Origin of the sequence: Peribacillus simplex NBRC 15720 = DSM 1321 (assembly GCF_002243645.1) — a bacterium.
GTDB lineage: Bacteria > Bacillota > Bacilli > Bacillales > DSM-1321 > Peribacillus > Peribacillus simplex.
Genome location: NZ_CP017704.1, coordinates 2,320,207 through 2,345,866 on the forward strand (window position 1 = coordinate 2,320,207; position 25,660 = coordinate 2,345,866).

A 25,660-nucleotide genomic window follows, 5' to 3' on the forward strand; every position below is an offset into this window, starting at 1 on the left:
TCAAAACTAGATAATAAGAAGGTATTTCATTTTTTTAAAGCGTTGGTTAAGTCCTCGATCTATTAGTATCAGTCAGCTCCACATGTCGCCACGCTTCCACCTCTGACCTATCAACCTGATCATCTTTCAGGGATCTTACTAGCTTGCGCCATGGGAAATCTCATCTTGAGGGGGGCTTCATGCTTAGATGCTTTCAGCACTTATCCCGTCCGCACGTAGCTACCCAGCTATGCCTTTGGCAAGACAACTGGTACACCAGCGGTGCGTCCATCCCGGTCCTCTCGTACTAAGGACAGCTCCTCTCAAATTTCCTGCGCCCGCGACGGATAGGGACCGAACTGTCTCACGACGTTCTGAACCCAGCTCGCGTACCGCTTTAATGGGCGAACAGCCCAACCCTTGGGACCGACTACAGCCCCAGGATGCGATGAGCCGACATCGAGGTGCCAAACCTCCCCGTCGATGTGGACTCTTGGGGGAGATAAGCCTGTTATCCCCGGGGTAGCTTTTATCCGTTGAGCGATGGCCCTTCCATGCGGAACCACCGGATCACTAAGCCCGACTTTCGTCCCTGCTCGACTTGTAGGTCTCGCAGTCAAGCTCCCTTGTGCCTTTACACTCTACGAATGATTTCCAACCATTCTGAGGGAACCTTTGGGCGCCTCCGTTACTCTTTAGGAGGCGACCGCCCCAGTCAAACTGCCCACCTGACACTGTCTCCCACCCCGATAAGGGGCGCGGGTTAGAATTTCAATACAGCCAGGGTAGTATCCCACCAACGCCTCCACCGAAGCTAGCGCTCCGGCTTCTCAGGCTCCTACCTATCCTGTACAAGCTGTACCAAAATTCAATATCAGGCTGCAGTAAAGCTCCACGGGGTCTTTCCGTCCTGTCGCGGGTAACCTGCATCTTCACAGGTACTATAATTTCACCGAGTCTCTCGTTGAGACAGTGCCCAGATCGTTACACCTTTCGTGCGGGTCGGAACTTACCCGACAAGGAATTTCGCTACCTTAGGACCGTTATAGTTACGGCCGCCGTTTACTGGGGCTTCGGTTCAAAGCTTCGCTTGCGCTAACCTCTCCCCTTAACCTTCCAGCACCGGGCAGGTGTCAGCCCCTATACTTCGCCTTGCGGCTTCGCAGAGACCTGTGTTTTTGCTAAACAGTCGCCTGGGCCTATTCACTGCGGCTTTTCTGGGCTATTCACCCTAAAAAGCACCCCTTCTCCCGAAGTTACGGGGTCATTTTGCCGAGTTCCTTAACGAGAGTTCTCTCGCACACCTTAGGATTCTCTCCTCGCCTACCTGTGTCGGTTTGCGGTACGGGCACCTTACATCTCACTAGAGGCTTTTCTTGGCAGCGTGGAATCAGGAACTTCGGTACTATATTTCCCTCGCCATCACAGCTCCGCCTTAATGGAAACGGGATTTGCCTCGTTTCCGGCCTAACTGCTTGGACGCGCATATCCAACAGCGCGCTTACCCTATCCTTCTGCGTCCCCCCATCGTTCAAACGATGTATAGGTGGTACAGGAATATCAACCTGTTGTCCATCGCCTACGCCTTTCGGCCTCGGCTTAGGTCCCGACTAACCCTGAGCGGACGAGCCTTCCTCAGGAAACCTTAGGCATTCGGTGGAAGGGATTCTCACCCTTCTTTCGCTACTCATACCGGCATTCTCACTTCTAAGCGCTCCACCAGTCCTTCCGGTCTGACTTCAACGCCCTTAGAACGCTCTCCTACCATCGACACCATACGGTGTCAATCCACAGCTTCGGTGATACGTTTAGCCCCGGTACATTTTCGGCGCGGAGTCACTCGACCAGTGAGCTATTACGCACTCTTTAAATGGTGGCTGCTTCTGAGCCAACATCCTGGTTGTCTAAGCAACTCCACATCCTTTTCCACTTAACGTATACTTTGGGACCTTAGCTGGTGGTCTGGGCTGTTTCCCTTTCGACTACGGATCTTATCACTCGCAGTCTGACTCCCAAGAATAAGTATTTGGCATTCGGAGTTTGACTGAATTCGGTAACCCGTTGGGGGCCCCTAGTCCAATCAGTGCTCTACCTCCAATACTCTCATCTTGAGGCTAGCCCTAAAGCTATTTCGGAGAGAACCAGCTATCTCCAGGTTCGATTGGAATTTCTCCGCTACCCACACCTCATCCCCGCACTTTTCAACGTGCGTGGGTTCGGGCCTCCATTCAGTGTTACCTGAACTTCACCCTGGACATGGGTAGATCACCTGGTTTCGGGTCTACGACCTCATACTCATTCGCCCTATTCAGACTCGCTTTCGCTGCGGCTCCGTCTTATCAACTTAACCTCGCATGAAATCGTAACTCGCCGGTTCATTCTACAAAAGGCACGCCATTACCCATTAACGGGCTTTGACTACTTGTAGGCACACGGTTTCAGGATCTATTTCACTCCCCTTCCGGGGTGCTTTTCACCTTTCCCTCACGGTACTGGTTCACTATCGGTCACTAGGGAGTATTTAGCCTTGGGAGATGGTCCTCCCTGCTTCCGACGGGATTTCTCGTGTCCCGCCGTACTCAGGATCCACTCAGGAGGGAACGAAGTTTCAACTACAGGGTTTTTACCTTCTTTGACGGACCTTTCCAGATCACTTCATTTACCCCGTTCCTTTGTAACTCCATGTTGAGTGTCCTACAACCCCAAGAGGCAAGCCTCTTGGTTTGGGCTAATTCCGTTTCGCTCGCCGCTACTCAGGAAATCGCATTTGCTTTCTCTTCCTCCGGGTACTTAGATGTTTCAGTTCCCCGGGTCTGCCTTCAGTACCCTATGTATTCAGGTAAAGATACTGTTCCATTACGAACAGTGGGTTTCCCCATTCGGAAATCTCCGGATCAAAGCTTACTTACAGCTCCCCGAAGCATATCGGTGTTAGTCCCGTCCTTCATCGGCTCCTAGTGCCAAGGCATCCACCGTGCGCCCTTTCTAACTTAACCGTTAAAAAAGATCTTACAGATGCTTTGAAAAAAATTAATTGCCTTCTATCTATTATCTAGTTTTCAAGGAACAAAGCAGAAAGAATCCATCACATCGTGATGCTTGTCTTTCCTATTTGAATGAATTACTCATTCAAAACTGAACAAAACAAAAGCGCTCTCGTAATTATCCTTAGAAAGGAGGTGATCCAGCCGCACCTTCCGATACGGCTACCTTGTTACGACTTCACCCCAATCATCTGTCCCACCTTAGGCGGCTGGCTCCATAAAGGTTACCTCACCGACTTCGGGTGTTACAAACTCTCGTGGTGTGACGGGCGGTGTGTACAAGGCCCGGGAACGTATTCACCGCGGCATGCTGATCCGCGATTACTAGCGATTCCGGCTTCATGTAGGCGAGTTGCAGCCTACAATCCGAACTGAGAATGGCTTTATGGGATTCGCTTACCTTCGCAGGTTTGCAGCCCTTTGTACCATCCATTGTAGCACGTGTGTAGCCCAGGTCATAAGGGGCATGATGATTTGACGTCATCCCCACCTTCCTCCGGTTTGTCACCGGCAGTCACCTTAGAGTGCCCAACTGAATGCTGGCAACTAAGATCAAGGGTTGCGCTCGTTGCGGGACTTAACCCAACATCTCACGACACGAGCTGACGACAACCATGCACCACCTGTCACTCTGCCCCCCGAAGGGGAAAGCCCTATCTCTAGGGTTGTCAGAGGATGTCAAGACCTGGTAAGGTTCTTCGCGTTGCTTCGAATTAAACCACATGCTCCACCGCTTGTGCGGGCCCCCGTCAATTCCTTTGAGTTTCAGCCTTGCGGCCGTACTCCCCAGGCGGAGTGCTTAATGCGTTAGCTGCAGCACTAAAGGGCGGAAACCCTCTAACACTTAGCACTCATCGTTTACGGCGTGGACTACCAGGGTATCTAATCCTGTTTGCTCCCCACGCTTTCGCGCCTCAGTGTCAGTTACAGACCAGAAAGTCGCCTTCGCCACTGGTGTTCCTCCAAATCTCTACGCATTTCACCGCTACACTTGGAATTCCACTTTCCTCTTCTGCACTCAAGTTCCCCAGTTTCCAATGACCCTCCACGGTTGAGCCGTGGGCTTTCACATCAGACTTAAGGAACCACCTGCGCGCGCTTTACGCCCAATAATTCCGGACAACGCTTGCCACCTACGTATTACCGCGGCTGCTGGCACGTAGTTAGCCGTGGCTTTCTGGTTAGGTACCGTCAAGGTACCAGCAGTTACTCTGGTACTTGTTCTTCCCTAACAACAGAACTTTACGACCCGAAGGCCTTCTTCGTTCACGCGGCGTTGCTCCGTCAGACTTTCGTCCATTGCGGAAGATTCCCTACTGCTGCCTCCCGTAGGAGTCTGGGCCGTGTCTCAGTCCCAGTGTGGCCGATCACCCTCTCAGGTCGGCTACGCATCGTCGCCTTGGTGAGCCATTACCTCACCAACTAGCTAATGCGCCGCGGGCCCATCTATAAGTGACAGCGTAAACCGTCTTTCCATCTTCTCTCATGCGAGAAAAGAACGTATCCGGTATTAGCTCCGGTTTCCCGAAGTTATCCCAGTCTTATAGGCAGGTTGCCCACGTGTTACTCACCCGTCCGCCGCTAATCTCAGGGAGCAAGCTCCCATCGATTCGCTCGACTTGCATGTATTAGGCACGCCGCCAGCGTTCGTCCTGAGCCAGGATCAAACTCTCCGAAGAAATGTTTGACTTGCTCATTTTGCTTTTTTAATAGTGTGTGCTCACTTAAAATTTAACGTTGGCGCTTTGTTTTGTTCAGTTTTCAAAGAGCAATTTTCACAATCGTTCTTTCGAACGGCTTGTTTATTCATCATAACATCTTATTGATTAGTTGTCAACTTCTGCGAAGTTTTCAACTTATTTTTAATCGCTGTGTTTTTCAGCGACCATTTCATCTTATCATTTTCATAGTAAGAAGTCAATAGTTATTATTTCTTTTCAGCAATCTGCCAAAAGCGATGAAGTTTTTCGTTTGTCTTAGTTGGTGCTTATTTATATTAATCCTTTCCTACCATAATGTCAACGCTTTTTCTCCATTTCTTATATTTATATCTTGCACAGGTTATTAGCTTCTTCAGTTTATCAACGATTCCAAGACAGAACTTATATAATAGAATGAATAGCAACCATACATCGAATAGACCTAATAAGTATCTTTATATCTTCTTTTAAATGCTTCTTAATGAATAATGAAGTTTGAAATATAACCAAGTTGACTTCACAATTTTCATTATGCTATTATATAACCAAGTAAAATAATCGGAATAGTTAATTTTATTTATAAGCTTTCTTTCAACAAAACTTAGCTAAATTAAAGGAGATGGGAATATGACAGCAGCAATGGTAATACCAGGTGCGGAATCTTTTTTCTTACCCGGCAATTCTATCGGCATTCTTATTTGCCATGGTTTTAACGGAACGCCACAAAGCGTAAGGTATTTAGGTGAAAAATTCGCTGCCAAAGGCTTTACTGTCTTCGCTCCTCGACTGGCGGGCCACGGAACGGATGAATATGAAATGGAAACGAGTCATTATCAGGAGTGGATACAAGATGTTGAAATGGCTTATACAAAATTAAAACGAACCTGCACCCATGTATTCGCCATCGGACAATCTATGGGAGGCGCCCTTGTTCTCGACTTAGCGACAAAAGTGGCTTGCGATGGAATTCTCACCATCAATGCCGCTCTCCAAGTTCCTGAATATGAAATATATCGTAACCAATCGGTACCACGCTTCGTTCCTGAAGGCAAGCCTGACATAAAAGACGATACAACCAAAGAAATCACATATGATCGAGTTCCGTCAAAAGCGATTAATCAATTGCTTGATATAATGGAACATACCAGTCAAAAACTAATAGACGTTTCGTGCCCGATACTTCTCTTCCATTCTCCAGAAGATCACGTTGTACCAGACTCGTGTTCCTATCATATTTACGATACTGTTGTTTCCGGTGATAAGGAGATGGCCTCTCTTGAAAATTCATATCATGTGGCCTCGTTGGATCATGACAAAGATCATATCATTGAACGGTCATATCAGTTCATTCAAAGGTTAAGTAACAGGGCAATAATCGCTTCTTAAACTCCTTTCTCCATATAATTCAGGTTTACCCATACACTTCATGGGTATATATAGTATATAAGAAAAAGGAGGTAACATAATGAGCGGTTTATCAGACAAAGTAAAAAGTACTGTAAATAAAGTTAAAGGTGAAACGAAAGACCAAGTCGGAAACGCGAAAAATGATCCTCACTTACAAGCAGAAGGTAAAGTCGATAAATTAAAAGGCAATCTCCAAGATGGCATTAGTAAATTGAAAAATGACCGTTAATTGCAAATAGCGAATACATGATTAACTCTCTTAACGAACATTCTCATTTCATATAAAAATGATTCCCCTTTTTATAGAAAAGAGGCGGCAGATAATCTGCCGCCTCTTTCCTTCTTCAATTTGCTTGAATAACAACAACACACATATCATCAGGTTGATCTTTCTGCATTTCCGGGGACATCAAAAAATCGATAGGGGGAGATTCTTTACAATCAAACCATCTCGTCGAGACCGCTTCTTTTATTTGGTCGAGTCCTTCCGTCCCTTCTCGATCTATCGCTTCCATGACTCCATCCGTAAATAGCATAAGCTGAATCTTCTCTTCATAATGAATAACGGACTTCTCTATTTTCATCTCGGTGAAGAACCCAACAGGACATGTCCCTTTTGAAAGTGAGGCCACTTTTCCATCGTCCATTAAAGCAAATCCCGGAGGATGTCCGGCATTCACATATTCCACTGTCTTTTGCTCTGTATCAATGATCATATAAATCGCGGTAAAATAATAATGCACTTGATTTTCTTCTTTATTAAGGGTACTCATCCAGTGATTCAATTCGTTTATTACTGCCACTGGATCCGTATGTGTCCTGATGGCATCCCTCAATACGGAGGAAATGAACATGCACACAAGTGAGGCGGATATGCCATGCCCCATCATATCCAACAGGATGATCCCATACCGATTTTCATCGATGCGGTGCCAATAGTACATATCCCCTGCTAATTTATTCGCAGGTAAGTATGATGCCCTGATAGTTAAGTGGTCATTTATAATGGGTTCACTTAATAAACTGCTTTGAACCTGCATGGAAAGATCCAATTCATTGCGGATTTTTTCATCCTGCATTTTATGCCAATCTTTTTCATATTTAAGTCTTAACCCCACGCGAATCCTCGCAAGTAAATCTATTTTATTGATAGGCTTCATTATATAATCAATTCCGCCAACATCAAGTGCCTCGGCCACCTTGTTTGAATCTTCAAGGGCGGTCACAAAAATGACGGGAATATCTCTAAGGTGAGGAATACTTTGAAGTCTCCTGCACGCCTCTATCCCATCGATCTCCGGCATCATGATATCAAGCAGAATGATATCAACTGAAGTTTCTTTAGGTTGCGGACTATCCACCTGTAAATATTCAAACATCTCAACAGCTGAAGTTAATGATAGAAAATCCGTATAGCCAGCTCGTTTTAGAATTTTCTCTATAACGAAAAGGTTAACCTGGTTATCATCTACGATTAAAATCGTCATTCTTTCATTCCCCTTTTGGCTTATATCGAGCGGCAACATTTATCTCTTTTATATGAATCAGTACTTTAATAAAGCTCCCTTAATAGGGATTTTTCTATTATATTATAACGAAGTTCAGTCTCTTTTAATAAAAATAAACCACGGTAGTGATTCTAGATGGAGACCAACTCATTATTTATACCCCTTCTTCCGATACCTTAAACATAGAAATGTAAAAAAAGCGAAAAATGATGCACTAAATTAAAAAGAAAGAGTCCGCTTATATGCGAACTCTTTCTTTTTACAATTTCCGATAAATTCGTTCCTTTGAGTCAAAGTCCTCATAATCTTCCGAAAAGGATGATGTATGAAGTGTTTCCTTGCTGCCAACCGCAAGGAAGCCCCCTTTACAAAGACTGTCATAAAACAACTGATTAACATAGGTCTGTAATTCACCGGTAAAGTATATCATCACATTCCGGCACATGATGATATGAAACTCATTGAACGAGCCATCAGTAACTAAATTATGCTGGAAAAACACAATGTTTTTAAGGAGATTCGAATCAAGATAAGCATTTTGATAATCGGTTGTATAATACTCCGAAAATTCCTGGTTACCTCCAGCTTGCAAATAGTTTTTCGTATAAGACTGCATTCTATTTAAAGGTAATATCCCTTTTTCCGCATGACGGAGGACTTCATCATTCATATCAGTGGCATAAATCCTCGCCTTATCATAGAGTCCTTCTTCCTTGAGGATGATCGCCATGGAAAAGGCTTCTTCACCGGTCGAACAACCCGCATGCCAAATCCTGATTTCAGGAAGTTTTTTCAGGAGCGGTACAATATTTAAACGAAAGGCTTTAAAGAACTCCGGATCGCGAAACATTTCAGTGACATTTATTGAAAAATCTTTCAAAAGCTTCTCGACATACCCTTTTTCATATAAAACCATTTCTATCATTCCGCTAATCCTGCGAATATGGTCCAGTCTCATTCTATTTTCAACTCTTCTTTTTATTGAAGAACGCATATATTTACGAAAATCAAAGCCAGATACGGAATAAATGGCCTCTAACAATAATTCGAGTTCTAAATCTTCTCTTTCTTCAATCGTTAAAGTATCCTTCATGCAAAACCTTCCTTACCCGTACTATCAATCAATTAGTCAGCCATACTCTTAGGACGGATAGCAGCTGATCCAATTTTAATGGCTTGCTGACATAATCGGAAGCGCCGGCCTTCAGGCATTTTTCCCTATCGCCTTTCATCGCTTTCGCAGTTAGCGCGATGATTGGAAGATCCTCGAACTTACTTTGCTCGCGAATTCTGGTCATCGTTTCGTAACCGTCCATGCCCGGCATCATGATATCCATCAAAATAACATCTATATCATTTCCTTTTTCAAGGAGTTCCAAACATTCGTAGCCGTTTTCAGCTGTAAGGATTTCCATCCCCTCATGATTCAGCGCATTTTTCAGAGCAAATATATTACGGTGATCATCATCGACGACAAGTACTTTTTTATTGCAGAATGGTTTGACCTTATCCCGATCTTCTTCATCCATTATAACTACATCCGGTTCTCCCTGACCGCCAAAAGGCGCGGCAGAATCATCGTGGTTAGCTGCTGCCACTTCTGGAGAAGCAGCTATTGCTTCGCCGACATTTTTGAAGCCCTCTGGCATGCTTGGAATAAAGAAAGTAAAGGTACTGCCTTGCCCTTCTTCACTATCTACAATGACCCAGCCTCCCAGAAGTTTGGCAAACTCCCGGCAAATCGATAGCCCTAGTCCTGTACCGCCATATTTTCTCATTGTAGCTCCGTCACCTTGCTGGAACGCTTCAAAGATAAGTTTTTGCTTCTCTTTTGAAATTCCGATGCCCGTATCCGTCACCTTAATTTCAACCCAATTGCTAGCTCCTTTTGTCTGTATCCATTGTGCTACATTTTCTTCATCAGCTTTTTGGATTTGGACAGACACAGAACCTTTTTCCGTGAATTTAAATGCATTGGATAATAGGTTTTTCAAAATTTGCTGGAAGCGCTGTTCATCCGTAAAGAAAATGTCCGGAACGTTTTTACTCTTTTCTATTATAAAGTCAATGTTCTTTTTCTTCGCTACATGATCGAAGTTACGGTGCAATAACTCAGGAAGTTCACTTAAATTCATTTCGTCAAAGACCACTTCAAGCTTTCCGACTTCAACTTTTGATAAATCCAAAATGTCATTGATCAACGTTAATAAGTCTTGGCCTGATGAATTAATGACACGAGCGAATTCCTGTTGCTCTTCATTTAATTTACTATCATTCGGATCCGAAAGCATTTCTGATAAAATCAGAATACTATTGAGCGGTGTCCGCAATTCATGGGACATGTTTGCCATGAACTCAGATTTATATTTTGAACTTAACTTTAATTCTTCCGCTTGTTTTTCAAGATTTAGTTTAGCTACTTGAAGCTCTTTCGATTTTTCTTCAGTTTCACGATTTCTCTCTTCTAATTGTTCATTGATCATTCGCAACTCTTCAGCCTGTGTCTGCAGTTCCTCTGATTGGGCTTGCATTTCCTCTGACTGTGATTGTAATTCTTCCGATTGAGCCTGTAACTCTTCGGTCTGTGCCTGTGATTCTTTCAATAAACGCTCTATTTCCATCCGGCCCTCTACATTATTAATCGTGATGCCTAAAGTATCAAGAACCTGGTTCAGGAAAGTTTTTTGCAGCTTCGTAAAGGCCTCCAAACTTGCCAGTTCGACCATCGCCACAACTTCATCCTCAAAAACGACTGGCGCGATGGCAATGCTTTTCGGGTTGACTTCCCCTAATCCTGTTGTAACCAATTGGAAATCTTCAGGGATATCGTCAATGACCTTCGATTTCTTTTCAAGGGCGCATTGTCCGATCAAACCTTCGCCCATACGGAATTCACGTCTGCCCGAATCTTCGCCATCTCCAGCAAAACTGGCAAGCTTCACAAAACGCATATCCACACCTTCACCCCGTTTGACGTAAAAAGCTCCAATTGAAGCTCCCATCATCGGTGCAAGTCTTGTAATGAACCGGTCAGCCAGAACTTCCACATCAACAATGCGCTGATACATGGTAGCTATATCTGCGACACGAGTCTGGATCCAGTTCTGTTCACTGATCTTTTCAGTGAAATCTTTCTCTTTTTGATTATAAACTTCAAGCGATTCCGCCATATCATTGAACGATTTCGCGATATCACCAATTTCATCAGCAGTCCGAACCGGAATTCTTGGTATGACCGATAAATTTTTAAAATCGATATTTTTGATGACCTTCGTAATCGATTGCAGATCTTTCGATGTACTGCGAATCATCCAAACAACCGTTACGGAAATAACCAAAATGCTGAGAATAACCGCAAAAATCACAAAACCGATCATATCTTCATAGGTTTGTTTCGAATTACTCAATGTATCTTTCATGACACCTTCTTGGTAATCCTTAAAGTCATCCATCGTACTGATGACTTTCGTTCGTTTTTCCCTCTGGTCGTCCATCAAGCTTGAAAGATTATCCGAAGAGTTTCCCGATTTTATCTTTTGGATGATCTCAGCCTCTGTTATGGAGTAAGAAGCATATTGAGTTTCGAACTCTTTCAATAATTGCTTTGCTTTCGCCTTATTTAACGAACCTGATAACCCAGCAATTTTTGATTCAATCAAACTATGATTCTCGCTGATGATTTCGAGGCTCACTGCTCTTTCTTCCTTGTTTGCGTCATTTGCTGCAAACAGAATCTCACGGTCCGACCTAGAAAAAAGCTGACGGATTTCCATCGAAGCTTGAACTTTTTCATAGCGATTTTCAACTATTTCAGTCATGCTGCTCTTTAAATTGTTAAGCGTAAACATCATGAAAGAAAGTAAAATAGCCAAGAAAAGCAAGATCAAACCAAATCCCAACATTTGCTTCTTCTTAAAACCCATTTTCCCGCCCACCTTCTTCAATACTTATTTATACCAGCCATAAATAAACGGCATTGCAAAATATAACTTAATACCAGAATTTCCCTTATATTCTTTGAAATTTTTAAAATGATATATAGATAGATTCATTGTTCAAACTCAATTTTAACATTTCCCAAGCTAAAATAGTTACCTGCAGTGTTATTTAAAATGAATTCCTTTTCCAATTAAGTAACAGTCTGCCTTAACCATTGTCATAAACTCAAAGGACTTGTTCGAACCGAGGAACATTAATAAAAGCCGAAAGTTTCCACCTTCGGCTCTTGTTGTGATCCTGTTTATTTAATCTTCTTCACTTCAACATATAAAACATGGTGTCCGTCCATTTCCTTTACAGTAAATTCATATCCTGCGTATTCAATTTTATCCCCGACAGCAATCTCAAATCTGCCTGTCAGGAACCATCCTCCCAATGTATCGATATCTTCCTCAGGCAAATCGATCGCAAGGGTATCATTGACATCTTCAACCAATGTTTTAGCGTCGAATACATAATGACCTTCATCAATTTTTTGAATGAGAGGACGTTCATCCTGGTCAAATTCATCACGGATTTCCCCAACGATTTCTTCAAGGATGTCTTCAACCGTAACAAGACCAGCAGTTCCGCCATATTCATCAGACAAAACAGCCATATGGATCCGTTCTTTCTGCATTTTCAGCAGCAGATCATGAATGGCGATCGTTTCAAGAACACGGATGATGGGTGTTACAAAGGAATCCACCGTCAAAGCTGTTACATTATCTTCTGTAATCGTCGCTGTATAAAGTCGCTTGATATTGACCATTCCCACGACGTTATCTTTATCACCGTCTATGACCGGATACCTTGTGTATTGTTCTTCTTGAATCAGTTCAACAACTTCCAATAATGGCATGCCCTTTTCGATAACGGTCATTTCCGTACGGGGAACCATGATTTCATTGGCAATACGCTCATCAAATTCAAATATTTGATTTACATATTTGTATTCCGATTGGTTGATCTCACCGCTTTTATAGCTTTCCGATAAAATGATGCGCAGCTCTTCTTCAGAATGGGCCATTTCGGACTCAGATGCAGGCTTTAATCCGAATATACCCGTCAGGAGACGCGCAGAACCATTAAGTAACCAAATGAAGGGGTACAAAATGCGGTAAAAGAGAATTAACGGCTTTGCAAAAAGCAAGGTTACCTCTTCTGCCTTTTGAATCGCAACCGTTTTCGGTGCCAGTTCGCCGACTACAACATGAAGGAATGTTACAGAACCGAAAGCGATCAGGAACGAGATGATGTGACTTACAGATTCCTCTAATCCCCATTTAGTGAATAATGGTTTTAAGATCGCCTCTACCGTCGGTTCACCCAACACCCCTAAACCTAAGGCGGTTACTGTAATCCCCAATTGACAGGCAGATAAGTACTCATCGATATGTGATGTCACTTTCTTGGCCGCGAGGGCATTTCTATGCCCTTCTTCAATCAATTGATTGATTCGGGAACTTCTGACTTTCACGATTGCAAATTCCGAAGCAACGAAAAAAGCGGTTAATGCTATTAATACAGCTACTGCTAATAATTTTATAAAAATCTCCAATATGTGCGGGTTCGCCATATAGTGCCTATCCTTCGGATTAGACATGTACGGCTTAATCCCAAGCACCTCCTGTATAAATGGTTATTTTCGTTTCAAAAAGCGATTTTTGCCTTATAACATGAACCAAAACCATTTAGCCTATATCGTTAATATGCACCTTTGTGCATAAAACTATAGAGATAAATTTTAATCATACCAGCAACACTAGTAATGATTGGATCAAGGCCATGCTTTCACGAGATATCTGTTTTTTTAGAAGAAGCTCACTTTTTCCGTCCTTTTCAATCAAGCTGATGAATTCCTGAAGTTCATCGTTCAGGCCATCCATTTTATTCTTGAGTTGAAGACCTTTTTCCTCAATTGCTGATGCGGCTTCCTTATCCTTTTTAAGTATTTTTTTAATATCTTCCAATGAAAGGTTTTCTCTTTTGTATCCCTCGATACGGCGGAGCCTTTCAAGTTCACCGACTGAATAATAACGGTAATTAGAGGCGGAACGTTCTGCTTTAAGCAAGCCTAGGTTCGTATAATAATCTACGGTTCGTTTCGTAACGTTCGCCATTTCCGCCAACTCGCCAATTTTTAAAGTCTCGTTCCCAACTTAACCCCTCCTAACCGTCACGTGATGGTTTGACAAACTGAAAGTATGTCTTTTCCTCCATGACGTTTTATTCTATTCCATAATCGTACATTATTTTAATTGAAATGAAAAATATTTATTATCCTCTTTACCCGTCATTGGAAAAACAAAAACCGATTAATTGAATAATCGGTTTTATTTATGATCTATCCACGGGATTTTATTTTTTTGTTTTAACTGAGAATTGATTGCTCAATATCTTAGGACCGCATTGGCATAGGGAAGAATGCTTTAGCTTTTTTATTGGTGTTCCGCATGTTTCACAAACTTTTGCTACCATTTATACCGTCCTCCTAACTTTATTTGCTTGTTATACATATTATACTACTTTTATAATGATAATCAATACTAAATTAAAATTATTATAAATAAGTAGTTTTTTTATTTTGTTTTATTAGCTTTTCACTTCATAAGTGATAAAATATAAACAAAACACACCAGGAAGGTTGGTATTAGTATGACGAATGAAATTCGCTCCATTCCCCGTCCCTTAGTACGAACGAATCAATGGGTCATTTTGTTAAGCGTAGCCACCGCCTTATTAACGGGACAAATGTGGATATTGGTGATTCCTTTAACAGCAGGACTTTTAGGTCTTCTCTTTAATTTCAATCCAGTGATGCGTCTCGCCAAGCTCTTTCTCAAAAAGAAAACCTCCGATTATATTCCTGAAGATCATTCACAGCAACAATTCAACCAGGCCATTGCAGTCGTTTGCTTAGGACTTGGATTCACTTCTTTTTCGCTGGGTTGGAATGTTACCGGTTATATATTCACCTTGATGGTCGGAATGGCTTCTCTCATAGCCATTCTTGGATTTTGCATCGGCTGCTTTATCCTTTATCAATGGAAGCAATATTCCTATCGCCGATCTATTCGCTAAAGCTGCACATAAATGGGACTGACATGCGTCAGTCCCATTTATTATTTGGTTGCACGTAAGGAATTGCTCCTTTTGACCCAAATAGTGGCCAATGCAATCAGCAAAATTAATACAGCTTGCGGCACCAGCGTTTCCATTGTTGGATAAAGACCTATCGTTTCTACAAACGGGAAGGAGCTGATCGTATTTGTCTGTATCATTTGCGATACTTGAAGCGAATGGATGGAGACTCCAAGAATCTTGAAAGCCAAGGCATATATGAGTATTGTTGCCACTTTAAAGAATAGGGTCATCGGTAATTTCACACTATAACGCAACATGACGAAACCTATTATCACCAATATGAGGAAGGCAAGAAAAATCCCGCTCAGCAGCTGCTTTAATTCCATATAAGGAGCCATTCCTGCATAAAAGATAATGGTCTCGGCACCTTCACGGAATATGGATAGAAAACTGATTAAAGCGAAAGAGATGATGCTTCCCGTTGCAATGGCTTGGTTCATTTGTTTGTCGATATACCGGTTCCATGCATGGACATTCGATTTACTATGAAGCCAAAGACCAATTGTCAACATCATCAATACGGCTATTATCCCAGTGATTCCCTCAATATATTCCCTGCTTGACGCAGCTGTGATCTGAGAGAAAACGATATTGATTATGACCGCCAATATGGAACTGGCAACTAAACCCGCACCAACCCCTGTCCAAATCCATTTTTGTTTGTCCGCTTGCCCGATTTTCTTTAGGAAAGACAATAATGTAGCTACAATCAAGAGTGCCTCCAGCCCTTCCCGTAAAAGGATCAGCGCGGCATCCCATGTTGTATAACTCGTATCATCAATTAAAGGGAGTAACCTTGTGTTTAAATCGGATACGATTCCCTTCGCTTCCTCCGCCTTTACCTTTTTCGACTGCAATAGGCTGATTGCGGTAGGGACTTTCGTTTCCATATCGCTGTAAAGCTTGCTGTCCCTTGTGGAAACCTCCCCTTCGACATTAGGCCAAATTGTTAAAATTTCATTTAGCTGATCAACGGCGGAATCGATGTCATCCTTTTCAATATCCGTTGCACTTCCTTGTAAAAGTTGCGTTACATCCCCAAGTGAATAGGTATTCTTCTGGCTCCCTTCTTCAACTTTACCAGCAAGGAAATCCTCGATTAGACCCTTCAATTCAGTTAGATTTTTTTGGGCTTTTTCCGGATCAGGCGGGTCTTGGGTAACCGCTATTCGTACAAAGGCCATTTTCGTTTCAATTTCACCATATGTAGCTACACTTTTCTCCCTGACAATGACCTCTGCGTCGGTCCATTGATTCAGGAGGTCGGTATATAGAACTTTAGATTGATCAAAGTCACCTTCAGTTATCGAAGCGTCCAACTCACCTATTAAAGGAAGTATCGCTTCTAACCGTTCTTTATAGTCCGTCTTATCAACAGGGTTTTCCTTGGTATCATAAATAACAAGAGTACTTGATAATGCCGATAATCGCTTCTTGATTTCATCTATGGAGGCTTGGTCTCTCACAGCACTTTTTACCGCGGATAGCCTCTCATCGACTTTCCTCGCACTTGCGCTGTCCGTTTTAATCGTTTTCCAATCTTTCTCGAATAGATCGATATTTTTCGATACTTCCTCAAGGTCTCCGGATTTTACCTTCATTAGGCTATCGCCAATATAAACAAAAAGCTGATCATGGTTTTCACCCGCCGAAACAACCCTTACAGCAGTCGAAAGAAATAAAAGGCTGACTATTAAAACCAATATCCCACTCTTCCATTTAGAAACGGTCATACTGTTCCCTCCTTTTTCATGAACTAAAATCGCCAACCGGATAATATCCATGCTGGCGATTTTCACGTCCTCATTTGAAATTATATTTATCCAAAAAGTGAATCCCCAATATAGCCACCCTTTTTCACACCTGGTAAACAAGCGAACATGGCACTGCCCCTGTGAACGATATATTCGTTGAGCTTATCATTTTTCGCTAGTCGCTCTTGTATGGGAATGAATTGTTTACTTGGGTTTCGCTGAAAACAAATGAATAGCAAGCCGGCATTGAAGCTTCCTGTTTTAGGATCCATTCCATCAGCATAAGAATATGGACGCCGCAATATCTTTGCTTTTCCGTCCCCCCTGGAGAGACTCATATGCGAATCTTCTGGAATGATCCGGTTTCCATTTGGGTCTTTAGCTTCGAGATCCACGGTATCGAACTCATTCTTCATTCCTAGTGGAGCTCCACTGTCACGATGACGGCCAAACGTATTTTCTTGTTCTTTCAATATTGTCCGGTCCCAAACTTCAATGTACATCTGGATTCGGCGCACCACCATATAACTGCCTCCAACAAGCCAGTCAGGACCGTCCTCAGCCTTCACCCAAACATGCTCATTCATTTCCTTGTTATCATTCGTATCTGGATTGACAGTCCCATCCTTAAACCCGAATAAGTTCCGCGGTGTCGTTTTTTGTGAATCGGCTTGCTTAGTCCGTTGAAAACCTGTTTGTGCCCAATGAATGATCGTTTTCCCTCTTCCGATCCTCACTAAGTTCCGGACGGCATGAAAAGCCACTTGAAGATCATCTGCACATGCTTGAATACAAATATCCCCACCGCTCCATTCATCTTCTAACGCATCTAAAGGAAATTTGGGCAGGTCCTTTAATTCAGCAGGTCTTTTAGATTTCAAACCAAATCGATCTGTGCCATCCTTCGAAAACAGGGTCGGACCCACTCCAAAAGTGATCGTTAAATTGGAAGGTGATAATTCTTTCGCCTCCCCCGTATCCTTTGGGGGCATATTAGTATTAAGTGATGCTTCGCCAATCAAATTCCCCGCTGTCATCTGTGCCGCAGCCTCTGTCCAATCCTTAAATAACTGGATTAAATCGGACCTTTTATCTGTGGTTACTTCCAATGATGCGAAGTAAAGGTTATCTTGCGCTTCAGTGGTTATACCGGCTTGACGCTCTCCATAAAAAGGAACAATATCCTTAGTTTGTCCCTTTGCCCTTTGTTCAGAAAGTGTCAGCAGCCCTCCAAATCCAGACGCTCCTATCACGACTCCGATTCCACCGACTCCTGCCGTTTTCAACATATTTCGACGACTCACTTTTTTTGTAAAAAGACCGATTTCATCTTTCGGCGTATGTTCTTTCAATTAAGATTCCTCCGTTACAATCCCTATTTGCGAAAGTGGTTCAGCTAATGCATCAATTGCTTGGCTTAACTCTTTGACTTCAGATTCCTTTAAATCCGTATATGAGATGTAGCCATTCCCTTCCTTATGCTTTTCAAGCAAGCCGTATACATCGTCAAAACGTTGTTGGATTTCCGCAGCAAGCTTCGCATCCTTTTCTTTTAGCGCTGGATTAAGCAGTTCATAGATTTTCTCTGCACCTTCAACATTTGCCACGAAATCATATAAATCGGTATGGGAGTATCGGTCCTCTTCTCCTGTCACTTTACTCGTGGAAACTTCATTCAATAAATCCACCGCACCCGTGATCAACAAATCAGGTGTTACCTCAACCGTTTCAACTTTGGCACGAAGCAAATTGACGTCACTCATTAATTGATCTGCATACTTTTCGTATCCCTTCGTTGTATTTTCTTCCCATAACCCCATTTCAATCCGATGATAACCGCCCCATTCTTCATCTTTGACATCCCCTTCACGCGCATCAATTTTGGGATCAAGATCTCCAAATACTTCAGCGATGGGTTCCGCTCTCTCATAATGCATGCGGGCTGGTGCGTATAATTCCTTCGCCTTTTCAATATCACCGGCAGATACGGCCGTAGTGAATTCTTCCGTTGCGTCTACAAACTCTTCTATTTCACCAATCGCATATTCCCGGTACTCGCTGGATACATCATCAAGCTTACTAGCACTTGCCTCTTTGGCGTTATCATCTGCCGGCTTAGTTCCTTCCTTTTCCTGCGCACAGCCAAATAATAGACTGGTTGATAGTAAGACTGCTAATGACGCCTTTGCTTTCTTCATAATGTATTCTCCCTTTGAAATGATTTGTAGATTCATATTATCAGATAATGAAAATCATTATCAATATATATTTTAATGGAAATGTGACATTATTCATTCTCTTTAAATAAAAACACCTCTATCCCTTTTGCTTTCGTAGGATAAGGAGCTGCCAGCTGGCTAAAAATAAAAAAGGCGGCCTTCATATCGGCTACCTTTCCCGCTCACTCATTAACTTGTCATTTTCTTTTTCCATGATTTTTGTGATATCCTCAACAAATTGATTGATCAATATTAGTTCTTGCTCATTATAAGCGGAGCATAAATCTTTTGTTGCCACAGAGAGCGATTGATAGTGCAATTTAATCTGTTCCTGTCTTTCGGGTATCGGCACGATCATTACCCTTCTTCCGTCCAATTGATCTCGTTCTCTTCTAACATAACCGGATTTTTCAAGGCGATTGATCAGTGCAGTAACCGAGCCCGTGCTCAATCCTGTAATTTTGGATAATTCACCAGCGGTTATCGGTCCTGTTTCATTCAATATTTCAGCACTCTTTAAGTCCGTATGGGAAACTCCTATTTTCTGGGCCATATTTTGTTGAAATAAAACGGATCTCATTCCATACCGCTGCAATCTGTGTGTTAAACTCTCTAACAGAGCTGCATTCACCCTATTATCGCTTGACATAAAATGCCACCCCTTTTACACTTAAATTTATCTTGATTTTCAAGATAAATGTTTTGTTTAATCTTAACGTTTACCCTTCAACCATGTAAAGGAAATTCATTGGCTGGTTGAGACGAAGGAGGAAAATAAATGAACGTTCAAAAAAAACAAAAATTCATTGTTGCCGGTTTACTATTGGGTATCTTGATGTCAGCAATGGATAATACGATTGTTGCGACTGCAATGGGAACGATCGTTTCTGATTTAGGCGGATTTGATAAGTTTGTGTGGGTGACATCTGCCTATATGGTCGCCACGATGGCAAGTATGCCTATATTCGGTAAGCTTTCCGACATGTATGGAAGAAAGAGGTTTTTTATTTTTGGACTTATAGTCTTTTTAATCGGTTCCGCATTATGTGGTATGGCTCAGAGCATAGTGCAGTTAAGTATCTTCCGTGCAATCCAAGGGATAGGCGGAGGCGCTTTGATGCCTATAGCCTTTACGATCATTTTCGATATTTTCCCACCTGAAAAACGCGGAAAATTAACTGGCCTTTTCGGCGCTGTATTTGGGGCCTCAAGCGTATTGGGACCACTTTTAGGTGCTTATATTACTGAATACTCCAGCTGGCACTGGATTTTCTACGTCAATGTTCCGATTGGAATCATTTCTTTATTTTTCATCTGGAATTATTACAAGGAGTCACCCAACACCCAAGAGCAAAAAATTGATTGGGGTGGCGCAGCAACTCTCGTCATTGCCGTTATCAGCTTAATGTTCGCTCTCGAACTGGGCGGCGAGTATGGCTGGAGTTCCTCTCCTATCATAGGTCTGTTTGCCAGTTTTGTGGTTTTCTTCGTTTCATTTTTCTTTTTCGAAAAAAGAGCAAAAGATCCAATCATTTCATTATGGCTGTTTAAAAGGCGATTATTTGCCACTTCTCAGATCTTAGCCATTCTTTATGGCGGTACATTCATTATTTTAACCGTCTATATCCCGATTTTCGTGCAGGCAGTTTACGGTGGTTCCGCAACAAATGCCGGATTGATCCTCACTCCCATGATGCTTGGTTCTGTATTCGGCAGTGCAGTTGGCGGGATATTCAATACAAAGACAAGCTTTCGTAACTTAATGACGATTTCCGTCATCTGTTATTTTGCAGGAATGCTTCTATTAGGGACCATCACCCCTGATACCAGCAGGACTTTATTAACTTTGTACATGATTCTGACTGGTTTTGGCATGGGCTTTTCCTTCTCCCTTTTGCCTATTGCGTCCATTCACAACTTGGAACCTAGATTCCGGGGGTCGGCCAACTCAACAAACTCATTCCTCCGTTCTTTTGGGATGACACTCGGTGTAACGATTTATGGAGCGATTCAGACCAATGTATTCACAAGTAAAATGACTGACGCATTTAAAGGAATGCAAGGAAGTCCGGATACAGCCGGATTGATGGAGGACCCACGTCAGCTCTTCCAATCGGACGCACGAGCGGAGATTCCGGACTTTATCCTCGATAAAATCGTTCATGCGATGTCCGATTCGATTTCATTAATATTCACCTTGGCTCTCATTCCGATCGGTCTTGCAGCAATCACTGTGTTCTTCATGGGAAAAACAAGAGTGGAAACACCTTCAAAAAAGGAATCATTGCAATAAACAAAAGGCGCTGCACTTCCAGCGCTTTTTGTTATTTTCATCTCCCTTCTATAAAGGAGGTTAAGATTGCCGAAAAATCATTCCACTACTAAAATATAAGTAACACATTCACATTCCGAGGTGAGAAGTTTGAAGATCGTATGTTTTGGAGACAGTTTAACCAGAGGCATATCTTATGTTAGGGGGCGCCTTCGCATCATTAAAGAAAATTATCCTAACTCTTTAGCTAAACTAACAGAATCTTTGCCATTCGTGGAAGTTTTGAATAAAGGGGTTTTCAATGACAACTCCGACCTGTTGGTTAGCCGGATCGAGAAAGACGTCATGTCGGAAAATCCCGATATCGTATTAATAGAGGTCGGTGGAAACGACTGTAACTTCCATTGGGACGAAGTGGCCAAGAATCCAGAAGGCGACCATGAGCCTATCGTTCCAATCGAACGCTACCTGGAAAATATCACACAACTTGTCAAGCAGGTTCAGGACAAGCATGTAACACCTTTTCTTTTAACTCTCCCGCCACTTGATCCTGCCAGGTATTACAGATCTATCGCTGATAAGTTCGGTCATTCGATAGGGCATTTCGTTTCCCATGTCGGTGGTATTGAACATTGGCATGGGATGTATAATCGCCAATTGAAAAACCTTGCATTGGAGCTAAAGGTGCCTCTGATCGATGTCCGTTCCTATATTAAATCCTCCGGCGACTTGGATCGCTTGATTAGCGATGATGGCATCCACCTCACTTCAGAAGGGTACCAGCAAATGGGCATGGCCATATTCAGTGATTTGCGGAAGCATATGGAAGAGGATATACATCCGCAGCCATAAAACAGTAAAAAGGCAAAGCATGGCGCTTTGCCTTTTCTGGCCTTACAGACTTTTCACTTCCACGTTTTCCGGAAGCTTGAAAGGGTTTTCGGTGTTGATCCGGTCATAAAACATCATCCCGTTTAAATGATCTAACTCATGCTGAAACACGATTGCGGCAAAGCCCTTCAGCCGCATCACTATTTCCTCACCATTACCATCCACCGCTTTAATTTTAACCCGTTCATAACGCGGTACATATCCTTTAATATCACGGTCGACAGAAAGGCAGCCTTCACTTTGCGGTAAATAGATCATTGTGGCCGAATGACTGATGATTTTCGGATTCACAAGGGCATATTCAAACAGCTTCCCCTTTTCGTCGGGAAAATACATGACGAACATGCGTTTATTCAAGCCTATCTGATTTGCAGACAACCCAACTCCTTCACGCAAGTTGAACTTCTTTTGGAGTTTTGGGTCCTGGCTGTTTTTCAGGTATTGCATCATGCATTCCAACGTTTCACGATCTTCATCCGAAATCGGCAGGCTAACTTCATCCGTTACCTGACGCAGAATGGGATCCCCTTCTCTAACGATATCCTTCATCGTAATCATATAGTCTTTTATAAATTTACTCATAGAACTTCACACTCTTCTACCATTTTATTTTTTCATGACTTAGACCATTTCACTTTAGCATTTCACATTTAAAAAGTCTAATATGCTGGTTAGATTAACTAATTTCTAAAATCCGAACTCTTTAAACTTCCATAATAATCATTATTTATTTACTTTTACATTATTTACCTTTAATTCAAGGCATAAAGACCTATAGATTACATGTTTAAAAGTTTTATACTGAATATATATACTTAAAGGAGATGAAAAATTGAACTCGAACTCTAAATTAGTTTCGAAATTGCTGCCGTTCCTGACGGCTCTCATTGTGATAATTTCTGGAATCAGTTGGTATGTTGTTACTCAGTCAAAGGATATGGTCATTCCTTTTTCTTCGGTGGAAAAGACGATTAAAGCCCAAGATGGAGCCCTTGTCACCATTGAAGAAAAAAGAAATGGCACTCTTCACATCTCCACACCAGATGGAGAATACGTTTCCAGTATTCCTCCTAACAGTCAAATGATCAATAAACTTGTCGAAACTTATAACGTTCAATATTCTTTTTCATCAACTAATAAATCAGCATTATGGATTTTAGGCGGATTAATGGCGGCTCTCGTCACAACCGCTGTCATTATACAGAAAAAATCAAAGGGCGGATTGCGGATCGGCAGTAAAAAGCAAAGCCTTTCCACCCCAAAGCCCCTGCCAGAGATAACTTTGGATGATGTAGGCGGCTTGCAATCCGAAATCAAACAAGAACTCCTACAGACCCTTACTACATTAAAGGAGCCTGAGCGTTCAGAACAGATTGGAATTAAACCGCCTCAAGGCATTTTATTATACGGCCCCCCTGGAACGGGGAAAACGCTGCTTGCACAGGCAATCGCAAAAGAGCTTGGTGCAAACTTCTTCTCAACGAGCGGTTCAGCCTTCAACGAAATGTTTGTTGGCGTCGGTGCAGCCCGTGTCCGCAGCCTTTTTCAAAATGCACGTAAGCAATCGCCAGCTGTCATTTTCATCGATGAAGTGGACGCGTTGGCTGGTAAAAGGAAAGCTCATGGCGGGGAAGAAGGCGAAAAAACGTTAACTGAACTGCTTGTGCAATTGGATGGAGGCCATCCAAATGAAGGCATTTTATTCATTGCAGCGACCAACCGGAAAGATATGCTTGATGAGGCATTTCTACGTCCGGGCAGGATCGATTTTTCTTTCCAAGTTCCTCTTCCAGATACACAAGGAAGAAAGGAAATCATCGATATTCATACGAAGGGCAAGCGTCTGGCGACAGATGTCCTTGCTTCCCTGGATGAGTTGGCTGAAAGTACATCCGGTTTCTCCGGCGCTGACTTAAGCTCACTGTTCGATACTGCCTCACGTCATGCCCTGAGGAATGAACAGGATATGATTCGTAAACAGGATCTTGATTACGCCATTGACCGTACGATACTTGGAGCGACATCACGTACCTTGAATGATGCGGATACGAAGCGTCGCGTGGCCATTCATGAAAGTGGACATGCCCTGATTGCAGCTTTGACAAAGCCCGGTTCCGTTCGAAAGGCGACCATCATTCCGCGTGGGGAAGCCCTTGGATATGTAGCGCCTATACCAAAAGAACTCCATCTGGCAACAGCCAGTGAATTGCTTGATCAAGTCAAAATGATCTTAGCAGGTGGCGTGGCTGAAAGAATGTATTTAGGAGAACATAGCATCGGTGTAGGCGGAGATGTACAACAGGCGAAACACCTGCTTGAACAAATGGTCGATACCGGAATGCTTCAGGATGGATTTACCCTCACCTTTAATAAAGGTGAGAAGGAGCAAAAGATGCAGGAATTATTCACGAAGGCGATTTCTGAAACGGAAATGTTGATTGACTCGAATCGCATACAGTATGAAGAGCTCGTTGAAGAGTTATTGAAAAAAGAGACACTCGATGGATCAGAAGTTCAGCGTATCGTCGATGCATCAGAAATGACCGGCATATGCTCGAATGCATAATACTCTTTTTTACTGAGTCTTAAGACCTAATATAATATGTAGAGCCTGTTTTCAATCGAACAGGCTCTTTTTTTTGATCATATATGCAGGCAAGCCGAAAAGCAGAAATGATGCAGGGGAATTAACCAGATGGAAATTCCTCATCCTATTCAACACGATATGTTCCTTTACGGTTTTTCCTGCCCTTGTTGCTGCAATCCAAAGAACAATATTTGGTCAAGTGCCTTCCATGGATTTACTGAGAAAGACCTATTCCTTACCAGGCACGTTTCTCTTCAAAGCAAAACGTAAGGCCCTGTTAATCAAAGGTGGTAAAACCGAAAGATGCCCTTCCCCTTCAAACTCCTTGAATTGAACATTCACTCCGCTATCCTTCAAGGATAATCGTTTTGATAATTCTAAAGCATTTTCGTTCATGCCGCTTTTATGGGTGCCCTCCAGCTCCCCCACGCCAAGCAATAAAGAAATATCACCATTTCCTTGATTTAATCGAGAAAGAAACCTATCCTCCTCCTCACGGAACCACTTTTTATTCCAATGGAGAGATGGGCTTCCAGCTATATAAGTTTGGAAAGCATACGGATTTTCAAAAAGAACATATAAAGCGAAAAGGCCGCCAAGGGAATGCCCGAAGAGCGTTTGGCTATTATGATCGACCTTAAATCTTTTATCGATCTCCGGTTTTAAATCCTCTTCTATGAATCTCAGAAAGTTTTCCGCTCCTCCATGTGAAGGCCATGGACTTCCATCTGGTCTTACAGGTAACTCGTTAACCGCAACAGGCAGAGTGAAATCATAATAACGTTCAGAAGAAAATGGTGCATTGGTGGCATATCCAATACCCACAATGATGGCGGGAACCACCCCTGACTTTTCCGGCCGGCGTGATTGCAATCGTACCGCCTCAACCATCGTTCCAAATACAGAATTGGCATCAAGCAAATAAATGACCGGATATCCCGAGGGTGGCGGCTCTTCCAATGGCTTTGAGACAAAGATTTGGTATTCACGTTCCCCACTACTCGAATGCATGAGAAACTGTTGAGTTCCTTTAATCGTAACCTCTGTACCGGCAGTAGTTTTGTCCATTACGCTTTTGTCCATTTTTTTATGCATCATCTAAATGAATTCCCCCAACCTCTAATACTAGTAATTTTATTCATTTTTCACTTCTCAAATAATTCAAGCTCTCTTA

At 42.6% G+C, this 25,660-nt stretch carries 17 protein-coding genes and 2 rRNA genes; 6 read left to right on the forward strand and 13 right to left on the reverse strand.

Annotated features, from left to right (window positions below; all coding sequences use genetic code 11):
- Positions 1-42: 42 nt before the first annotated feature.
- Together BS1321_RS10980 and BS1321_RS10985 are read right to left on the reverse strand one after the other, a co-directional pair.
- Positions 43-2,975: ribosomal RNA gene (locus BS1321_RS10980) — 23S ribosomal RNA — on the reverse strand.
- 176 nt (positions 2,976-3,151) lie between these two features.
- Positions 3,152-4,702, reverse strand: a 16S ribosomal RNA gene (locus BS1321_RS10985).
- Together the 16S and 23S rRNA genes form the textbook arrangement of a ribosomal RNA operon.
- 648 nt (positions 4,703-5,350) lie before the next feature.
- Here BS1321_RS10985 and BS1321_RS10990 point away from each other — a divergent pair.
- Together BS1321_RS10990 and BS1321_RS10995 are read left to right on the forward strand one after the other, a co-directional pair.
- Positions 5,351-6,109 (forward strand): alpha/beta hydrolase, encoded by a 759-nt coding sequence (locus BS1321_RS10990; RefSeq protein ID WP_063236152.1) that lies wholly within the window; start codon positions 5,351-5,353, stop codon positions 6,107-6,109.
- 79 nt (positions 6,110-6,188) lie between these two features.
- Positions 6,189-6,359 carry a CsbD family protein gene (locus tag BS1321_RS10995; protein ID WP_069981788.1) on the forward strand — a complete coding sequence of 57 codons (171 nt, stop codon included), beginning with the start codon at positions 6,189-6,191 and terminating at the stop codon, positions 6,357-6,359.
- 115 nt (positions 6,360-6,474) lie between these two features.
- On the opposite strand, the gene BS1321_RS11000 is transcribed toward BS1321_RS10995, so the two are convergent.
- The 5 genes from BS1321_RS11000 to BS1321_RS11020 all read right to left on the reverse strand — a co-directional run bounded on the left by BS1321_RS11000 (position 6,475) and on the right by BS1321_RS11020 (position 13,739).
- Positions 6,475-7,617, reverse strand: a complete 1,143-nt coding sequence (locus BS1321_RS11000; protein ID WP_063236151.1) for a PP2C family protein-serine/threonine phosphatase — start codon at positions 7,615-7,617, stop codon at positions 6,475-6,477.
- A 280-nt stretch (positions 7,618-7,897) separates the two neighbouring features.
- Positions 7,898-8,731, reverse strand: coding sequence for a CheR family methyltransferase (locus BS1321_RS11005; protein ID WP_063236150.1), 834 nt, complete (start codon positions 8,729-8,731; stop codon positions 7,898-7,900).
- 28 nt (positions 8,732-8,759) lie between these two features.
- On the reverse strand, positions 8,760-11,561 hold the full coding sequence (locus BS1321_RS11010; RefSeq protein ID WP_063236149.1) for a response regulator: 2,802 nt from the start codon (positions 11,559-11,561) through the stop codon (positions 8,760-8,762).
- 317 nt (positions 11,562-11,878) lie between these two features.
- The gene (locus BS1321_RS11015) at positions 11,879-13,177 is read right to left on the reverse strand and encodes a hemolysin family protein (protein WP_063236155.1); all 1,299 of its coding nucleotides are present in this window, start codon (positions 13,175-13,177) and stop codon (positions 11,879-11,881) included.
- 190 nt (positions 13,178-13,367) lie between these two features.
- A complete protein-coding gene (locus BS1321_RS11020; RefSeq protein ID WP_063236154.1) occupies positions 13,368-13,739 on the reverse strand; it encodes a MerR family transcriptional regulator in 372 nt (123 codons plus the stop codon).
- A gap of 535 nt (positions 13,740-14,274) precedes the next feature.
- Between BS1321_RS11020 and BS1321_RS11025 the strand changes: the two genes are divergently transcribed.
- Positions 14,275-14,700: a DUF4395 domain-containing protein gene (locus tag BS1321_RS11025; RefSeq protein WP_063236148.1), complete on the forward strand. Its 426-nt coding sequence runs from the start codon at positions 14,275-14,277 to the stop codon at positions 14,698-14,700.
- Positions 14,701-14,741: 41 nt separating this feature from the next.
- Here BS1321_RS11025 and BS1321_RS11030 read toward each other — a convergent pair whose 3' ends face one another.
- The 4 genes from BS1321_RS11030 to BS1321_RS11045 all read right to left on the reverse strand — a co-directional run bounded on the left by BS1321_RS11030 (position 14,742) and on the right by BS1321_RS11045 (position 19,385).
- Positions 14,742-16,496 carry an FTR1 family iron permease gene (locus tag BS1321_RS11030; RefSeq protein ID WP_063236147.1) on the reverse strand — a complete coding sequence of 585 codons (1,755 nt, stop codon included), beginning with the start codon at positions 16,494-16,496 and terminating at the stop codon, positions 14,742-14,744.
- Between the two features lie 86 nt (positions 16,497-16,582).
- On the reverse strand, positions 16,583-17,869 hold the full coding sequence (gene efeB, locus BS1321_RS11035; protein ID WP_063236146.1) for an iron uptake transporter deferrochelatase/peroxidase subunit: 1,287 nt from the start codon (positions 17,867-17,869) through the stop codon (positions 16,583-16,585).
- Complete coding sequence (efeO, locus tag BS1321_RS11040; RefSeq protein WP_063236145.1) at positions 17,870-18,715, reverse strand: iron uptake system protein EfeO; 846 nt, start codon at positions 18,713-18,715, stop codon at positions 17,870-17,872.
- A gap of 190 nt (positions 18,716-18,905) precedes the next feature.
- Positions 18,906-19,385 (reverse strand): MarR family winged helix-turn-helix transcriptional regulator, encoded by a 480-nt coding sequence (locus BS1321_RS11045; protein ID WP_063236144.1) that lies wholly within the window; start codon positions 19,383-19,385, stop codon positions 18,906-18,908.
- 129 nt (positions 19,386-19,514) lie between these two features.
- On the opposite strand from BS1321_RS11045, the gene BS1321_RS11050 reads away from it, so the two are divergent.
- Together BS1321_RS11050 and BS1321_RS11055 are read left to right on the forward strand one after the other, a co-directional pair.
- Complete coding sequence (locus BS1321_RS11050) at positions 19,515-21,029, forward strand: MDR family MFS transporter (protein ID WP_063236143.1); 1,515 nt, start codon at positions 19,515-19,517, stop codon at positions 21,027-21,029.
- A 129-nt stretch (positions 21,030-21,158) separates the two neighbouring features.
- A complete protein-coding gene (locus BS1321_RS11055) occupies positions 21,159-21,860 on the forward strand; it encodes an SGNH/GDSL hydrolase family protein (protein WP_063236142.1) in 702 nt (233 codons plus the stop codon).
- A 42-nt stretch (positions 21,861-21,902) separates the two neighbouring features.
- Here the strand turns inward: BS1321_RS11055 and def are convergent, their stop codons facing one another.
- Entirely contained in the window at positions 21,903-22,481 is a 579-nt protein-coding gene (gene def / locus BS1321_RS11060; protein WP_063236141.1) for a peptide deformylase, read from the reverse strand.
- 250 nt (positions 22,482-22,731) lie between these two features.
- Here def and BS1321_RS11065 point away from each other — a divergent pair, with 250 nt between their 5' ends.
- Positions 22,732-24,465, forward strand: coding sequence for an AAA family ATPase (locus BS1321_RS11065; RefSeq protein WP_063236140.1), 1,734 nt, complete (start codon positions 22,732-22,734; stop codon positions 24,463-24,465).
- A gap of 249 nt (positions 24,466-24,714) precedes the next feature.
- Here the strand turns inward: BS1321_RS11065 and BS1321_RS11070 are convergent, their stop codons facing one another.
- Positions 24,715-25,584, reverse strand: coding sequence for an alpha/beta hydrolase (locus BS1321_RS11070; RefSeq protein ID WP_063236139.1), 870 nt, complete (start codon positions 25,582-25,584; stop codon positions 24,715-24,717).
- Between the last annotated feature and the right edge of the window lie 76 nt (positions 25,585-25,660).

What these genes read in the sequence shown, in the direction of transcription:
- BS1321_RS10990 (WP_063236152.1), top strand. Translation starts at nt 5,351, where the DNA reads ATGACAGCAGCAATGGTAATACCAGGTGCGGAATCTTTTTTCTTACCC.
- BS1321_RS10995 (WP_069981788.1), top strand. Translation starts at nt 6,189, where the DNA reads ATGAGCGGTTTATCAGACAAAGTAAAAAGTACTGTAAATAAAGTTAAA.
- BS1321_RS11000 (WP_063236151.1), bottom strand. Translation starts at nt 7,617, where the DNA reads ATGACGATTTTAATCGTAGATGATAACCAGGTTAACCTTTTCGTTATA.
- BS1321_RS11005 (WP_063236150.1), bottom strand. Translation starts at nt 8,731, where the DNA reads ATGAAGGATACTTTAACGATTGAAGAAAGAGAAGATTTAGAACTCGAA.
- BS1321_RS11010 (WP_063236149.1), bottom strand. Translation starts at nt 11,561, where the DNA reads ATGGGTTTTAAGAAGAAGCAAATGTTGGGATTTGGTTTGATCTTGCTT.
- BS1321_RS11020 (WP_063236154.1), bottom strand. Translation starts at nt 13,739, where the DNA reads ATGGCGAACGTTACGAAACGAACCGTAGATTATTATACGAACCTAGGC.
- BS1321_RS11025 (WP_063236148.1), top strand. Translation starts at nt 14,275, where the DNA reads ATGACGAATGAAATTCGCTCCATTCCCCGTCCCTTAGTACGAACGAAT.
- BS1321_RS11030 (WP_063236147.1), bottom strand. Translation starts at nt 16,496, where the DNA reads ATGACCGTTTCTAAATGGAAGAGTGGGATATTGGTTTTAATAGTCAGC.
- efeO (WP_063236145.1), bottom strand. Translation starts at nt 18,715, where the DNA reads ATGAAGAAAGCAAAGGCGTCATTAGCAGTCTTACTATCAACCAGTCTA.
- BS1321_RS11045 (WP_063236144.1), bottom strand. Translation starts at nt 19,385, where the DNA reads ATGTCAAGCGATAATAGGGTGAATGCAGCTCTGTTAGAGAGTTTAACA.
- BS1321_RS11050 (WP_063236143.1), top strand. Translation starts at nt 19,515, where the DNA reads ATGAACGTTCAAAAAAAACAAAAATTCATTGTTGCCGGTTTACTATTG.
- def (WP_063236141.1), bottom strand. Translation starts at nt 22,481, where the DNA reads ATGAGTAAATTTATAAAAGACTATATGATTACGATGAAGGATATCGTT.
- BS1321_RS11070 (WP_063236139.1), bottom strand. Translation starts at nt 25,584, where the DNA reads ATGATGCATAAAAAAATGGACAAAAGCGTAATGGACAAAACTACTGCC.